15 protein-coding genes are annotated in these 14,840 nt (G+C 67.2%); 9 read left to right on the top strand and 6 right to left on the bottom strand.

Annotated features, from left to right (window positions below):
- Positions 1-23 precede the first annotated feature (23 nt).
- Complete coding sequence (locus tag ESP51_RS06720; protein ID WP_129520130.1) at positions 24-1,004, top strand: LacI family DNA-binding transcriptional regulator; 981 nt, start codon at positions 24-26, stop codon at positions 1,002-1,004.
- A 16-nt stretch (positions 1,005-1,020) separates the two neighbouring features.
- On the opposite strand, the gene ESP51_RS06725 is transcribed toward ESP51_RS06720, so the two are convergent.
- Complete coding sequence (locus tag ESP51_RS06725; protein WP_164990442.1) at positions 1,021-2,274, bottom strand: ROK family protein; 1,254 nt, start codon at positions 2,272-2,274, stop codon at positions 1,021-1,023.
- Between the two features lie 258 nt (positions 2,275-2,532).
- On the opposite strand from ESP51_RS06725, the gene ESP51_RS06730 reads away from it, so the two are divergent.
- The 4 genes from ESP51_RS06730 to ESP51_RS06745 all read left to right on the top strand — a co-directional run bounded on the left by ESP51_RS06730 (position 2,533) and on the right by ESP51_RS06745 (position 6,798).
- A complete protein-coding gene (locus ESP51_RS06730) occupies positions 2,533-3,381 on the top strand; it encodes a 3-keto-disaccharide hydrolase (protein ID WP_129520132.1) in 849 nt (282 codons plus the stop codon).
- A gap of 66 nt (positions 3,382-3,447) precedes the next feature.
- Positions 3,448-4,347: a TolB family protein gene (locus ESP51_RS06735; RefSeq protein ID WP_129520133.1), complete on the top strand. Its 900-nt coding sequence runs from the start codon at positions 3,448-3,450 to the stop codon at positions 4,345-4,347.
- A 189-nt stretch (positions 4,348-4,536) separates the two neighbouring features.
- Positions 4,537-5,769, top strand: a complete 1,233-nt coding sequence (locus ESP51_RS06740) for a Gfo/Idh/MocA family protein (RefSeq protein ID WP_129520134.1) — start codon at positions 4,537-4,539, stop codon at positions 5,767-5,769.
- Between the two features lie 15 nt (positions 5,770-5,784).
- Positions 5,785-6,798, top strand: coding sequence for a LacI family DNA-binding transcriptional regulator (locus tag ESP51_RS06745; RefSeq protein ID WP_129520135.1), 1,014 nt, complete (start codon positions 5,785-5,787; stop codon positions 6,796-6,798).
- A 68-nt stretch (positions 6,799-6,866) separates the two neighbouring features.
- On the opposite strand, the gene ESP51_RS06750 is transcribed toward ESP51_RS06745, so the two are convergent.
- A complete protein-coding gene (locus tag ESP51_RS06750) occupies positions 6,867-7,886 on the bottom strand; it encodes a LacI family DNA-binding transcriptional regulator (RefSeq protein ID WP_129520136.1) in 1,020 nt (339 codons plus the stop codon).
- 195 nt (positions 7,887-8,081) lie between these two features.
- Here ESP51_RS06750 and ESP51_RS06755 point away from each other — a divergent pair, with 195 nt between their 5' ends.
- Genes ESP51_RS06755 through ESP51_RS06770 form a run of 4 tightly spaced genes read left to right on the top strand, consistent with a single transcriptional unit; the run spans position 8,082 to position 12,467 of the window.
- Positions 8,082-9,338: an ABC transporter substrate-binding protein gene (locus ESP51_RS06755; RefSeq protein ID WP_129520137.1), complete on the top strand. Its 1,257-nt coding sequence runs from the start codon at positions 8,082-8,084 to the stop codon at positions 9,336-9,338.
- A 55-nt stretch (positions 9,339-9,393) separates the two neighbouring features.
- A complete protein-coding gene (locus ESP51_RS06760; RefSeq protein ID WP_129520138.1) occupies positions 9,394-10,344 on the top strand; it encodes a carbohydrate ABC transporter permease in 951 nt (316 codons plus the stop codon).
- A complete protein-coding gene (locus ESP51_RS06765; protein ID WP_129520139.1) occupies positions 10,341-11,192 on the top strand; it encodes a carbohydrate ABC transporter permease in 852 nt (283 codons plus the stop codon). The genes ESP51_RS06760 and ESP51_RS06765 overlap by 4 nt, the downstream gene beginning before the upstream one ends.
- Complete coding sequence (locus ESP51_RS06770) at positions 11,193-12,467, top strand: family 1 glycosylhydrolase (protein WP_129520140.1); 1,275 nt, start codon at positions 11,193-11,195, stop codon at positions 12,465-12,467.
- 71 nt (positions 12,468-12,538) lie between these two features.
- Here the strand turns inward: ESP51_RS06770 and ESP51_RS06775 are convergent, their stop codons facing one another.
- From ESP51_RS06775 to ESP51_RS21005, 4 genes are all read right to left on the bottom strand, one after another.
- On the bottom strand, positions 12,539-13,945 hold the full coding sequence (locus ESP51_RS06775; RefSeq protein ID WP_129520141.1) for a ricin-type beta-trefoil lectin domain protein: 1,407 nt from the start codon (positions 13,943-13,945) through the stop codon (positions 12,539-12,541).
- A 143-nt stretch (positions 13,946-14,088) separates the two neighbouring features.
- On the bottom strand, positions 14,089-14,280 hold the full coding sequence (locus tag ESP51_RS06780; protein ID WP_129520142.1) for a helix-turn-helix transcriptional regulator: 192 nt from the start codon (positions 14,278-14,280) through the stop codon (positions 14,089-14,091).
- Positions 14,277-14,561, bottom strand: coding sequence for a hypothetical protein (locus tag ESP51_RS21000; RefSeq protein WP_241843025.1), 285 nt, complete (start codon positions 14,559-14,561; stop codon positions 14,277-14,279). The genes ESP51_RS06780 and ESP51_RS21000 overlap by 4 nt, the downstream gene beginning before the upstream one ends.
- On the bottom strand, positions 14,528-14,713 hold the full coding sequence (locus tag ESP51_RS21005) for a hypothetical protein (protein ID WP_241843026.1): 186 nt from the start codon (positions 14,711-14,713) through the stop codon (positions 14,528-14,530). Before ESP51_RS21005 ends, ESP51_RS21000 begins: the two co-directional genes overlap by 34 nt.
- Between the last annotated feature and the right edge of the window lie 127 nt (positions 14,714-14,840).

Below are 14,840 nucleotides of genomic sequence, written 5' to 3' on the forward strand. Positions count from 1 at the left end.
AGGAGAGTGTCAGGCACCCTACGATGCGCGACGTCGCGGAGCACGTGGGTGTCTCTCGCCAGCTCGTGTCGTTGGTCATGCGCGACGTCCCTGGCCCGAGCGCCGAGACGCGGGAGCGGATCCTTGCCGCCGCGGCCGAGCTCGGGTACCGGGCGAATGCATCGGCGAGACTGCTGCGGCAGAAGCGCACCCGGCTCATCGGTGCCCTCTACTCGATGCGCAACCCCTTCGAGTCGCAGGTCGTCGAGCAACTGTTCGCTCGTGCGGCGGGCCGGGAGTTCGGCGTGGTTCTGGGGCCGATGACTTCCGAGCGCACGCCCGGCAAGGTCCTCGACGAGTTGGTCGAGCAGCGGGTGGAAGCGCTCGTGGGCTTCGTTCCGGATGACTGGACGGCTTCCTTCGAGAGCATCGGCAAGATCATCCCGACCGTGTGGTTGGGTGGACCGGTGCCCGCCCCGCACGACAATGTCCACATCGACAATGTCACCGGGATGCGGCTTGCGATCGAACACCTGGTCGGCTTCGGGCATCGCCGCATCGCCCACGTTCGCGGCACAGAGGAGCCTGCGGGTCAGGAGCGTGCTCGTGGCTACCGGCTCGGCATGGACCTCGTGGGCCTGCACGATGAGATCGACGTGCTCGGCGCGGGGTGGGGCGAAGAGGATGGAGCGAACGCGGCTCGCGAGCTGCTCGATCGCTCGGTCCTGCCGACCGCGGTGATCTGCTGCAGCGACCAGGCTGCGGCCGGACTGCTTGCCGTCTTCACCCGAGCCGGTGTGCGGGTACCTGAGGACGTCTCGATCGTCGGGTGGGATGACAGTTACGTGGCGGCGCTCTCGTACCACCGGTTCACGTCGGTGCGGCAGGACGTGGACGCCACAGCTGAGGCTTCGCTCGATGCCGTGTTGCAGCGCCTCGCCGATCGCGATCGGCCGCGCGCTCTGATTCTCACTCCCGCTACGCTCGTCGTGCGAGACTCGACTGGGCCGGCTCGCGTCGACTGACATGGTCGGATCCGCTCTACCGGCTCGCGACGAGGCCCAGTCGTTGCGGGGCAGGGAGCTCGCGGATGCCGCTGAACTCCCGTCCGCGGTGCAGAGCGGCGGCCCGCAGCGCGCGGGCCCGGCGTTCGAGGAGTTCCTCCAGCCGGTCGGCGTCGAACGCGCTCTCGACGCCGAGCACGATTCCACCCGCCATGCCCGCCTCACCACCGAGGGTGGCGTGCGCGATGGTGAGATTGCGGGTTGCGAGGGGCAGTGCGCGACCGTAGACGACGCGACGGATGCCCGCCAGCAGGTCATCGCTCGCAGCATCGAGTGACCCGCCGATGACGATGCGCGACGGATTCACGACGTGCACGAGCATCGAGACGACCTCGCCGATCGCGGCGGCGCCGTCGACGACCAGTTCGACGCACTGCGGGTCGCGCTCGTGCAGGAGGGTGAGGAAGCGGTCCGCTGCGTCGGCACCATCGCCGACGAGCGATGCGGCGCGTGTGGCGAGCGCCGTGACCGAGGCGGTGGCCTCGAGGCATCCGTCGGCGCCGCAGCCGCAACGGGTCGTGGAACCGGGCGAGCGAACGTGCCCGACGTCACCCGCAGCGCCGTCGGCGCCGTCGACGAGTCGGCCGTCGGCGTCGACGATGCCCGCGCCGATGCCCGTGCCGACCTTGAGGTAGATCAGCGATCCGGCGGAATCGATCGCGCGGGCTTCGCCGAGTGCCCGAAGATTGACGTCATTGACGAGGAGGACTCGGCCGCCGAGCGATTCGCGCACCCGCTCCACGATCGGGAAGCCGTCCCACCCCGGCATGATGGGCGGTCGCACAACGCTGCCCTCCCTGGCATTCACCGGACCGGGAACCCCGACGACGGTCACTCGGTGCCGCTCTGCCAGGCCGGCAGCATTCACCAGCTCGTGTGCGCGAGCAAGCACAGACGAGAGCACGGATTCCGGACCTGCGGCGAGCAGCACCGGAAGTTCGTCGTGTGCGAGGACGTTCTGGCCGAGGTCGGCGATCGAGAGGCGAACACTGTGCCCGCCGAAGTCCAGCACGATCGTCGCTCCGAAGCTCGGCTCGATCTCGATCACCTCGGCTGGTCGCCCACGACCGACGGCCGCGCGGAAGCCCTGCATCCGGATGGCCCCGAGCTCGAAGAGTGCGCGGAGCCCCGTGTCTACGGTGGTCCGTGCCAGCCCGGTGGTGCGGACGAGGTCGGCCTTGGTTGCGGCTGTGCCGCTCGCGATCAGCCGGGCGAGGGTGGAGGCGATCATCGCGGCACTCACGCGCGCCGACAGCGGGGGAACCTCCAAATGAAGGTGCGGCAGCATCGGAACTCCATTGTTCAGGCAATTAGCACGACCTATATTGCACCTATTAGCACGAGCTAAATGATGCTCCCACGAACTCGGCTCGCTGGCAAGAGTGTGTATTTCCGGCGCGCCGCGACCGAATTCCGCCCTTGAAGCCATTGCGCGCATCTCGATAGCGTCTCGACGTCGAGGAGCTGTCATCGGAGAGGACTGCACGGAATGGGCGAAGAATGGAAGTCCCTGTTCGACGGGGAGACGCTCGACGGCTGGTGTGCGACCCCGCGCACCTACGGCACAGTCTGGCCGGGCGGACCCCGCGTGGTGGACGTCATCGATGCGATCCCGGACGACTACAACGACCGCGCCGTCGAGTACCCCGCGGTGTGGACCGTCGAGGGCGGCGCCATCGTCGGGCGGCAGGATGCGGAGAATCCCGGCTGGGGCGGCTACCTCGTCTCTGAAGAGGACTTCGGCGACTTCGAGCTCGAGTTGGAGTTCCGCGCCGACTGGCCCGCCGACACCGGGGTGATGATCCGCCGCCTCCCCGAGAGCTGGGAGGGCCTGCAAGTGCTCGTCGACCACCGCAAGTCCGGTTCGATCGGCGGCTTCTTCGGCAACGGCATCGGCAGCTTCCACGGCGTGCCGTTCGTGATCGACGTGGACCGCGATATCGACGGCACGCCCGTGGGACTGATCGAGGAGGACCCGGCGACGACCCTCGAGGAACTGTTGCCCGAGAAGCGGGCGATGCTCCATCGCGCCGGTTCAGCCGAGGAGTTCCTGGCGGCATGGCGATGGGACGACTGGAACCACTTGCGCATCCGATGCGTCGGTGCCCGACCCCTCGTGACGACCTGGGTCAACGACGTGTTCGTCGCCGAGGCGGACGCGGCGACATTCGAGTACCCGAACTACGACCCGGATACGGTGTGGAAGCTGCTCGGCGAGCGCGGCCGGATTGCGCTCGAAGTGCACGACAACGATGCGGTCTTCGGTGATTCCCGCTGGGCGCCTGGTGCTGCGTGCCGATGGCGGAACATCCGAATCCGCGAACTCGACACCCCGTGACCGTGAACATCCAGATCGACGAGTACCGTGCGCAGCTCGCGCGTGGCGTGATTGGAGCAGAACGACATGACTGACCCCGAGATCCTGGATGTGCCGGGATTCCCGCGCACGCTCGCACCGAAGCAGCGGTGCCTGGTGCAGATCGCCCGAGTGGACGGCAGCGTCGAGACCGTCATCGATACCGATGGGGTGCTGCTCGAAGCTCCCAACTGGACCCTCGACGGCACGCGACTCGTGCTGAACGGCGACGGCGCACTCTGGACGTACACGCTGGCGAGCCGCCGCCTGGAACCGGTATCGATCGAAGCGCTGCCCCCGATCAACAACGACCACGTGCTCGACACCGACGGCGAACACATCTTCCTCTCGGCGATGGATGGCCACATCTACCGAGCCCCGATCCATGGCGGACGCGCAGAACGCGTGACCTCTGATTCCCGCCTCCTGCACTTCCTCCACGGCATATCGCCCGATGGCGTCGAGCTCGCCTTCATCGGAATCGAACGCCCCGAAGGCGATTCGTGGGGTCCGGGCGTCGTCTACCTCACCGGCAGGGACGGCAGCGGCATCCGGCCCATCACTGATTCCCGCGCACACACCGACGGCAGCGAATACTCCCCTGATGGGCAGTGGATCTACCTCAACACGGAGCTCTTCGACGGGCACGCCCAGATCGGTCGCGTCCGTCGCGACGGCACGGCCCTCGAGCAACTGACGACGGATGCACGCGTCAACTGGTTCCCTCACCTCGCGCCGGCCGGTGATCATGCCGTCTACATCGCGTTCCCGGAGGGCACCGAGGGGCACCCCGCCGACCTCGATGTCGAGCTCAGGCTCGTACGAGACGGCGACTGGGCCGGTGCGAAGACGCTGGTCACGCTGTTCGGCGGCCAAGGGACGGTGAACGTGAACTCGTGGTCTCCAGAGGGCGACCGCTTCGCGTTCGTGAGCTACCCGATCGGCTGACACCGTCGCACCCACCCGCCACAACGGGCACGCGTTCATCTACGCGAGTAGCGTACGTATTGGAGACGATCTGTGCTGCCCACCCAGACCGGGGATAGTGGGTAGTTGTCACGAGTAGACAAGAGTGTCAGAATGTCCAAGTCCGCCGTCACAACGCACCCATGAGCAGCGCTCCTCGAAAGGCTTCACATGATCTCCATCGGAGTGGTGGGAGCTGGGCAGTTCGCCGCCCAGTTCGCCACGCTGTTCAAGATCCACCCCGATGTGAGCGCTGTCTTGGTAACGGATCTGCTGCCCGAGAGGGCAACGGAGCTGGTGGACCGCGAAGGGCTCGACGGCACCGTGGCCGACTTCGAAGCACTTCTCGCCTCCGACGTCGACGCGATCGCACTGTTCACCCAGCGCTGGACCCATGGGCCGCTCGTCGTCCAGGCGCTTCGTGCCGGCAAGCACGTGTACTCGGCTGTCCCGATGGCCATCTCCCAAGAGGAGATCTCGGCGATCATCGACGCGGTGCGCGAGACCGGTCTGACCTACATGATGGGCGAGACCAGCCACTACAACCCGGCCACCGTCTTCGCGCGGAAGAAGGTCGCCGAGGGAGCATTCGGCCGCATCTTCTATGCCGAGGGTGACTACGTCCACGATATGGACCTCGGGTTCTACTCCGCCTACCAATACAGCGGCGGCGCCGAATGGAAGAAGACGGCGAGCTACCCGCCGATGCTCTACCCCACTCACTCGGTCGGTGGGGTGCTGGGTGCGATCCCGGGCCATGCGGTGAGTGTCAGCTGCATCGGAGTCCGAGACGACCGCAACGACGGAGTCTTCGACAAGGAGATCAGCCAGTTCGACAACGACTTCTCGAACGCCAGCGCCCTGTTCGAGCTCGACAACGGCGGCGTGATGCGCATCAACGAGATGCGGCGCGTGGGCTACCCCTCGCAGATCAGGGAGTCGCGGTTCCGCTACTTCGGCACCGAGGCCAGCTTCGAGCAGCTCGCCACGGTCAGCGTGTGGCAGGACAAGCACGAGGTCTTCGACATCAGCGACCAGATCGAGACCAAGCCGACGATGTCACTCGACGACCCCTCGCTTGCCAACGTCGCTCCCGAATTGCGGGAGGCGTTCGTGTCGGGATACGCCGAGGTTCACGACGTCGATCGACTCCCCGAGGTCTACCACGGCGTTCCGAGTGGACACGAAGGCAGCCACCACTTCCTCGTCGACGACTTCGTGCGCGCCGTCGTCGATCGAACCCTTCCTCCCGTGAACGCGTGGGTGGCTGCCCGTTACACGCTGCCCGGCATCATCGCCCACCAGTCCGCTCTCCAGGGCGGCGCTCGCCTCGAGATCCCCGATTTCGGGGATGCCCCCGCCTCGGCCGACGCGTCGAATACACTCGACCGAAAAGCAAGCTGAGAGGTCTGTGAAGCCGTGACCAACCGTGCATCGTCGCACGAGCGAGTCACGCGTTCCGACGTTGCCCGCTATGCCGGAGTGAGCACCGCTGTCGTCAGCTATGTGGTCAACGAAGGGCCGCGACCGGTCGCCGCCGCCACAGCAGAACGCGTCCGCAATGCGATCCGCGTGCTCGGCTACCGTCCCAATGTCAGCGCGCGAGCCCTCCGAACCGGAAGCACACGGCTTCTCGGATTCATCTTTCCCGAGATCGACAACCCCCTCTGGGCGGAATTCGCGCTCGCCGTGGGGGATGCAGCGGCCAAACGCGGCTTCGATCTGATCCTCGCCAACAGTGAAGGCGATGCGACCGTCGAGCGGCAGCACCTCCTCAACCTGGCGGCTCGACAAGTCGACGGCATCATCATCACGAGCGTCTTGGGGCGCCCGGATGCCGCCGCTCTTCCCGATACCGGGATACCCACGATCCTGCTGAACACCCTCCGCGAGGTAACCCCGTTCGACAGCGTCACCGTCGACGCATTCCAAGGAGCCTACGAGGGTGTGCAGCACCTGATCGGGCACGGTCACACCACGATCGGCCTCATCATCGGTGGCAGCGGCGGCGCCGATCTCGAGCTCCGAGAGGCAGCCTGGCTCCAGGCCATTCGAGATGCAGGCCTGCCTGACGGGCCGATCGCTCGCGACGCGTTCTCTCGCGAGGGAGGCTACCGGGCCGGACTTCGACTCTTCGCCGGTCCCAACCGGCCGAGCGCCGTCTTCGTCAGCTCCGATCTGCAGGCCGTAGGCCTCTACCGCGCGCTCTACGAGTCGGGACTCTCCGTTCCGGGCGACGTCGCGGTGGTCGCCTTCGACGGCACGAAGGAATCCGAGTTCACCAACCCCCAACTCACCGTCGTGCAACAGCCGGTGCAGGAGCTGGCCGCCACCGCCGTCGAGCAGGTCCTCGATGCGGAGCCGGTCGATGCCCCCCGGCGCTTCGTGCAGCCGGCGACCCTGGTGATTCGTCAGTCCTGCGGGTGCACATAGCCGCCACGCGGCATCCGTTGCTTCAGCGACTCGACGACGTTCTCGGAAACACTCGGACTCGACCGACCTCATGCACCGCTGGTCGACTCGCGTTCGATGATGCGGAACGGCGACTGAAGTTCGCGCGGTGCAACGTCGTCGGTGGTGGCGCCGCCGATGCGCTCGAGCAGCAGCTCGATCGCCATCCTGGCGATCTCAGGGCGACCCGGATCGACGGTCGAGAGGCTCGGTCGCGAGAAGCGTCCGTCGTCGACGTTGTCGAATCCGATGAGCGCGACGTCGGTCGGCACGTCGATGCCGTCCTCCTGCAGCACTCGCAAGGCGCCGAGGGCGAGCTCGTCGTTCATGGCGAACAGCGCGTCGAAGGGCTCGCCGCGCGCGAGGAGCTCCCGCATCGCCTTGGCGCCGTTGCTGCGGTGCCAGAGGTCGACCTCCACGACGAGCTCGTCGCGCAGCTCGATGCCGTGCTCCCGGAGCGCCTGCACGTAGCCTTCGTAGCGAAGCACGGCGGAACCGAGGCGTGCGTCGAGGTGCGCGCCGATGACGGCAACCCGCTCACGTCCGAGCTTCAAGAGGCTCGCGGTTGCTGCGGCGCCGGCCTCGACGTTGCGCATGGTGACGCGGTCGACGCTCGCGCCGGGCAGTCGCTCGCCGAGCAGTACAAGCGGCGAGCCGATGTCGAGGAACTCGGTATCCTCCTCGATCATGCCGAACGGGCTGAAGATGAGCCCGTCGGTGAGCTGCCGCTGTGGGCCGCGCAGGAGTTCGAGTTCACGGTTGCGTGCGCCGCCACGAGTCTGCTCGATGAGGACGACGAGGCCCCGTTGCTCGGCCTCCTCGATGACCGCGTCGGCGAGCTGGGCGAAGTAGGCGAGTGACAGCTCGGGAATCGCGAGGCCGATGACGCCCGTGCGACCGGATCGCAAGCTGCGGGCCGAGAGGTTGGGTCGGTAGTCGAGCTGGGCCACCGAGGCGAGCACTCGTTCGCGCGTTGCCGCACTGACCCTGCCGAGCCCGTTCACCACGTTCGAGACCGTCTTGATGGAAACGCCCGCGTGGCGTGCGACGTCGTGCAGCGTCGTGCTCATGCGGCCTCCGATCTCGTGCAACCCACGCCAAGAATACAACGTTGTACCAAGCCCTTGACAACCCACACGGTTGGGCTTAGATTCTGGTACAACGTTTACGCTACAACGTTTACCCTCGCCGGCAGAGGCAGGGCGCCCCCACTCCGACGACGTCGAGCGGGATGACGACGACGTCACCACAGAAAGGCAACTTCGATGAGGAAGACGGCAACGGCAGTACTTGCCGCAGTGTCGGCCGGGGCCCTTGCCCTGACCGGATGCTCCCCTACCCAACCCGCAGCAGAGGGTCCGACCACGATCACCTTCTGGCACGGGTACACGGAAGCCGATGGCGACGTGCTCGAGCAGATCGTCGACGACTTCAACGCCTCGCAGGACGCGGTGGTCGTCGAGACCGAGGTGAAGACCTGGGATGTGATCGACGACACGCTCCTTCCGGCACTCTCAGCGGAGGAAGGCCCCGAGATCGTGGCGATGCCCGCCGAGCGTATGCCCGTCTACGCCGACAAGGGCGCGTTCGTCGACCTCGGCGAGCTCTACGCCGACGACGAGAACGTCGCGGAGGTCGTTCCAGCGGCGGTCGACATGGTGACAGCCGACGGCAGCCAGTTCGGCGTGCCGACCGGGTTCGTGCCGCTCTCGGTGTTCTACAACCGGGCCCTGTTCGACGCGGCAGGAATCACCGACTTCCCGACCACCTGGGACGAATGGGTCGACGTCGCGACGAAGCTCACCTTCGACCAGAACGGCGACGGCACCCCCGAGCAGTACGGACTCGCGCTTCCCGATCACGCCACCGTGGCGAACGGCCTCTGGCCGAGCCTCTTCTACGGCGGCGGCGGAGACGTCGTGGCCGGCGGCGAGGCGGTCATCGACTCGCCCGAGAACGTGGCCACCCTCGAGTACTGGTCATCGGCCGTCGCGACGAACAAGATCTCTCCGACCGGGCTCGATGGCATCAGTGCCGACGAACTGTTCAGCTCGGGCAAGGCGGCGATGCACGTCGGCGGACCGTGGATGGCGTCGATCTCCGAGGCGAGCGGCATCGACTACGGCATCGCCGCGATCCCGGCCGGTCCCGAGGCGCAGGCGTCGAGCGCGATCGGCGTCGCCATGGGCATCACGGCGCAGGCCGACGACGCCCAGGTCGACGGTGCCGAGGCGTTCTTCTCGTACTTCTTCAGCGAGGATGTCGCGACGGAATGGTCGCTCGGCTCGGGATGGCCGCCGCTGCGTGGAGACATCCCCGCCTCCGCGGTCGAGTCGAACCCGGTCGTCGCGTCGCTCACCGAGATCGCCGAGACCAGCCGCCCGCTGCTGCCGGGCGTGACCGCAAGCGTCGACGTGCTGTCCGCCGTGGACACGGCGACGCAGAAGGCGCTCGCAGGCGGCGATCCCGCCGCGCTGCTGTCGGAAGCGCAAGCCGAGATCGAGGCCGCACTCGCCGACTGAGCGTTCGGCACCCCGGGTGGGGGCGCGAGCCCCCACCCGACCGGAACGGAGAACCATGTCCATCACCCTGCCCAAGCCGGCGGCGCGATACCGGCCCCCCGCGCCGCTCGGCGGCCGCCGCGCCGGCCCACGGCGTTCTCGGCGCAGCATCCTCGCCCTGCTGTTCCTCGCTCCGGCGCTCGTGCTGCTCGGGGCCTTCGTCGCCTGGCCGATGCTCTCGGCGTTCCGCCTCTCGTTCACCGATTCGAGCGGGTTCGGCCGTGAGAGCTGGATCGGCCTCGACAACTACACGAGAGTCTTCACCGACCCGGCGGTGCTCCGGGCGCTCGGCAACACCGCGCTCTACGCCGGCCTCTTCACGCCGACCGCGGTGATCGTCGCGCTCGTGCTCGCGCTTGCCCTGAATCATCCCCGCCTCCCCTTGCGCGGCGCATTCCGCACGGCGCTGTTCCTGCCGTTCGTCGTGTCGCTCGCGGTCGCCGCGTTCGCCTGGTCGTACCTGCTCGACCCGCAGATCGGGCTGCTCAACTACTGGCTGCGCGGTGCCGGGATCCAGCTCGGCAACGTGCTGCAGGACCCCGCCCTCGCCATGCCGACCGTCGCGCTCGTGGCGGTCTGGAAGAACTTCGGCTTCTACATGGTCATCTTCATCGCGGGCCTGCAGGAGATCCCGGGAAGCATCCGAGAGGCAGCCGTCGTCGACGGCGCGAACGCCTGGCAGCGACTCGTGCACATCACCCTGCCGATGTTGAGCAACACCTTCGCCTTCGTGCTCATCGTCGCCCTCATCGCCGCGTTGCAGGCGTTCGACCAGATCTACGTCATGACCGGCGGTGGTCCGTTCGGTTCCACGCAGACGATCGTCATGGAGATCTACGAGTCGGGCTTCCGCGAACTCGAACTCGGCTTCGCCTCCGCGTTGTCGTACGTGCTGCTGGCGATCACGCTGCTGCTCAGCCTCGTGCAGTTCGTCTTCTTCGGCCGACGAGAGCGGGATGCACAATGACCGCGACCGGCTTTCTCCGTCGCCCGCGTCGCGTGCACGCGGCATCCGTGATGCTCGTGATCGGCATGCTGCTCGCGGCTGCCGCGGCTCTCCTTCCGATCGCCATCATCGTGTTCACCGCCTTCAAGCCGATCGCCGAGGTGAATGCCTACCCGCCGACTCTCGTGCCGGGCCAGTGGACACTCGAGAACTTCTCGCGCATCTTCGACGAACTGCCCTTCGCACGGCTGATCCTGAACAGCATCGTCTTCGCCGGCGGAGTGACCCTGTTCGCGCTGGCGTTCGACTCGCTCGCCGCCTACGCGCTCGCGCGAATCGACTTCCGCGGCAGCCGGGTGCTGCTGATCGCGATCATCGCGAGCCTCATGATCCCGTTCCAGGCGACGCTGATTCCCATCTACCAACTCGTCGCCGACCTCGGCTGGGTCAACACCTTCGCCGGGCTCATCGCGCCTCGAGCCGCCGACGCCTTCGGCATCTTCTTCCTGCGCCAGTTCTTCCTCTCACTGCCGCGCGACCTCGACAACGCCGCGCGCATCGACGGTGCGAGCGAGTTCCGGATCTTCCGCAGCGTCATCCTGCCGAACGCGGTGCCTGCACTGCTCACGCTCGGCATCTTCACGTTCGTCAACAACTGGAACGACCTGCTCTGGCCGCTCGTGTTCACGACCGACGCCGAGATGGGCACGATCACCTCGGGCCTCACACTCCTCACCGGGCCCGGCGGGATCATCCCGCAGGGCGTGATGATGGCGGGCTCGCTCATCGCGGTGCTGCCGCTCGCGGTGATGTTCTTGATGATCCAGCGACGCTTCATCGAGAGCGTCGCGACGACGGGAATGAAGTAAGTGACGACGAAGGCTCAGTGGTGGAATGACGGCCGGCTGCACTTCGGCGCGGGCATCGAGAACACGTTCGTGCCGCAGGCAGGGCCGGGGGAGCGGCCGATCGACGAGTACGAGCTCACCGAGCACTACGAGCGCTGGCACGACGATCTCGCGCTCACGCAGTCGGTCGGCGCGGAGTTCCTCCGTTGGGGCATCCCGTGGCATCGGGTAAGCCCGGGGCCGGGTGTTTGGGACTGGGATTGGACCGACCGGGTGATGGCGCGCTTCGGCGAGCTCGGCGTGCGCCCGATCGTCGACCTCCTGCACTACGGCACGCCACTCTGGCTCGACGACCAGTTCCTGCATCCCGACTATCCGAAACACGTCGCCGAGTTCGCGACGCGAGCCGCCGAGCGGTACTCGGATGTCGCCACCGACTGGACCCCCGTCAACGAGCCGATGATCCACGCGCTGTTCTGCGGCGAGTACGGGTACTGGCCTCCGTACGGCCGCGGCCCGGCCGGACTCGTGGCGGTGTCGGCGGCGCTCGCCCGCGGCTTCGTCGAGACCCAGCGTGGCATCGCCGACGTGCAAGCCGATGCGACGTTCGTCCACGTGGATGCCTCGCTGCGATATGTCGGCGACATCGATGCGCCGGAGCACCGCGCGGAGGCACGGCGACTCAGTGAACAGGCGTTCCTCGTGGAGGATCTCGTGACGGGCCGGGTCGGCGAGGGTCATCCGCTCGCACCGATGCTCACCGGGCACGGTGTCGGCGATGACGAGCTCGCGTGGTTCGCCGACCACGCGGTCGCGCCAGATGTCATGGGCGTGAACTACTACCCGCGGCATTCCACCGAGGTCTTCGAGGCGGGCGTCCACCACAGCGGCGGGTTCGCCGATCCGCGGCCGACGCGAGACGACGGCACTGCGGGGCTGACCGAGATGCTCCGCCTGTATGCCGACCGGTACGGTGCGCCCGTCATGGTCACCGAGACCTGCGTGACCGGAAGCCCGGCCGAGCGAATCGAATGGCTGGAGACATCCGTCGCCGCGGTCGAGCGCATTCGCGCGAGCGGCGTCGACGTCGTCGGCTACACGTGGTGGCCCCTCTTCGACATGATCGAGTGGACCTACCGCCACTCGACCGAGCCACCCATGGCGCATCGACTGACGATGGGCCTCTTCGACCTCGTCGAGACGCCGACCGGGCTCGAACGACGCCGCAATCCCGTCGCCGCCCGATTCGAAGCGCATGCGCGGGTGGCGCGCCGCGCCTACGCGCGGCTCGAGTAGCGTGCGGACATCGCGAAACGCGCCTGCCTCCCCGCGCGGGGAGACAGGCGCGCTTCAGTAGCAGCCGAACGCTATCCGCGAGTCCACTGCTGGGTCGTGGCGGTCGCATCGCATGCCGCGAGCGCCAGGCCCCACTCGTTCTCGGGGGTCGCGAGGCACAGGCCGGCATCCGCGACGCTGCTGATCGTGAGGTCGGCGTTGAGCTCCCACTGCTGCTCGGGCGTGCCGGTGCAGTCGGCGATCATCAGCCGACTGCCGGCGACGACTCCATCGACGGGCGCGACGCACAGGTTGCCGTAGACGGTGAGCTCGCGCTCGGCCGTCCAGTTGAACGACTGGTTCCCGCCGCCGTTGCAGTACCAGAGCCCGAGGGTGGTACCGGTCGTGGTCGAGAATCCCGGGACGTCGACGCACACGCCGTGCTTCACGCTCACGAGCGGCTCGCCGGGAGGAGCGGGGGGCAGGTCGTTGAGCTGCTCCTCCTTCAGGAGTCCCCAGCCCCACTGGATCTGCGCGAGGCCCGACTCGTTGGTCACCTCGAGACCGCCATCCGCGGTCAAGGTCGTCAGCGTGTAGGCGTCGTTCGTGCGCAGACCCGGCCAGTACACGAGGCCGATGCCTTGGTCGCGGGCCACCTCGGTGAGCGCGCCGAGGTACGACGTGTAGACGTCGCCCTCATGGTTGCCGTAGTTGAGGCCCGTGGTCATGGGTGAACCCGCCTCGGAGACGACGGTGCGCCATCCGTATTCGCCGATCCGGGGCAGCAGGTTCTGCTTCCACTCGTCTTCGGTGGTGTGGTCGTCCCAGAACCCGTAGAAGTGCAGTGACAGCAGCGTGCCCTCGAGCTCTTCGGCGGCGCCGACGCCGGTGACGTCATCGTTGTAGCCGGTGCCCGAGATGATCACGCGCTTGCGCCGGACGTCGCTGTGGTCGTCGAGCCACCCAGAGGTGAGGGAGACCCATTCGTCGAGGGTGTAGCCGAACGGTTCGTTCATCGGCTCGAAGTACACCTGGGGGTTCTGGCCGTACGCCGCGACCACGGTGTCCCACATGGCGTCGAATGCAGCCGGGTCGTCGGCCCGGCCGTCCTTGGCGTTGTCGGCCTCCCAGTAGCTCAGGATGACCTTGAAGCCGTGCCGGGTGGCGGCGTCGATGGCACCCTGGTAGGACTCCCACCAGTCGGTGCCGACGCTCGAGGGATTGATAGGGAGCCGCACGGTGTTGGCGCTGACTTCCTTGCGGAACTCCAGGAGGATGTCCGACGCCTTGGCGTAGGTGGTTCGGTAGTCGTCGCCGGTGTCGAGCCCGGAGGGCACGACCTCGTCGTCGGCGTAGTTGTCGCGAGGGTCGGCCCAGTTGACTCCGCGGAACTCACTCGTGCCGGCGGGGCCGGTCGAGGGGGCGGCGACTGCGGGGAGGGGAGCGGCCACCGCCGTGAGCAGGGCCGCCGCGAGGACGATGCCCGTTGGGTTTCTCATCGGTCTCCAATCTTCGCGGGGCGTCGATGCGCCGCGATGTCAGGATGTTGACGTCAACATCAGAGTCCCGAAGGTCTCACACCTTGGCCCCTCAGCGCAAGAGGTCTCGTCCGACCGTCCCGGATTGCGTCGGCAGCGATCGCTCACTCGGGCGTGAAGATGTCTTCGATCGAGCAGCCGAATGTCTGTGCAATGAGAAAGGCCAGGGGCAGCGACGGGTCGAATCGTCCTCGCTCGATCGAGATCACCGTCTGGCGTGAGACGCCGAGCGCTTTGGCCAGGTCGGCCTGCGTCCACTCGCGTTCCAGCCGGCGGGTCGCCAGGTCGTTGTTCATCGCAGCGAGCGGCGACGGATCACGAAATAGCGCAGGCCGGCGTCGACCACGCTGAGACCGATGAGGGCCAGTAGAGCCGGCAGAGCGGGCACCTCGAACCCGCCGAGCATGAGCACGATGGATCCGATGATCGTCGCCACCAGCACATCGAGGAATGCGCCGGCACTCGCCTGCTTCAGCCAGAGCGACTCCACGCTCTCTGCGCCGCGGGCATCGCGAGTGACCGTGTGGTTCGAGACGAAGATCTTCACGCCGAGTGAGAGCGCAGGGTAGGCGTGCACATCGCGCCGATGCCCGCGGCGAGCCAGAAGTCGTCGGGGTTCGTGGCACCCACGAGCAACGAGACGGCGATGGTCGCGACGGACGCGAACGCGCCGGCCAGCAGGTAGTGGGCGACCGGTGCGCGCCCCTTGCCCGGAGTGGGGCTCGGCACGTCGATCATCGTTCGCAGCCGTTCGATGTCAAGCTCACTTTACTCATGCAAGAAGTAAAGCACGCTTGACTCGAGAATGCGAGAGCGGATGCCGCGCGGCCGGTGAGTGCGCGTGCCGCACCAACCG

It is taken from the genome of Agromyces albus (assembly GCF_004134825.1).
In the GTDB taxonomy this organism is placed as follows: domain Bacteria; phylum Actinomycetota; class Actinomycetes; order Actinomycetales; family Microbacteriaceae; genus Agromyces; species Agromyces albus.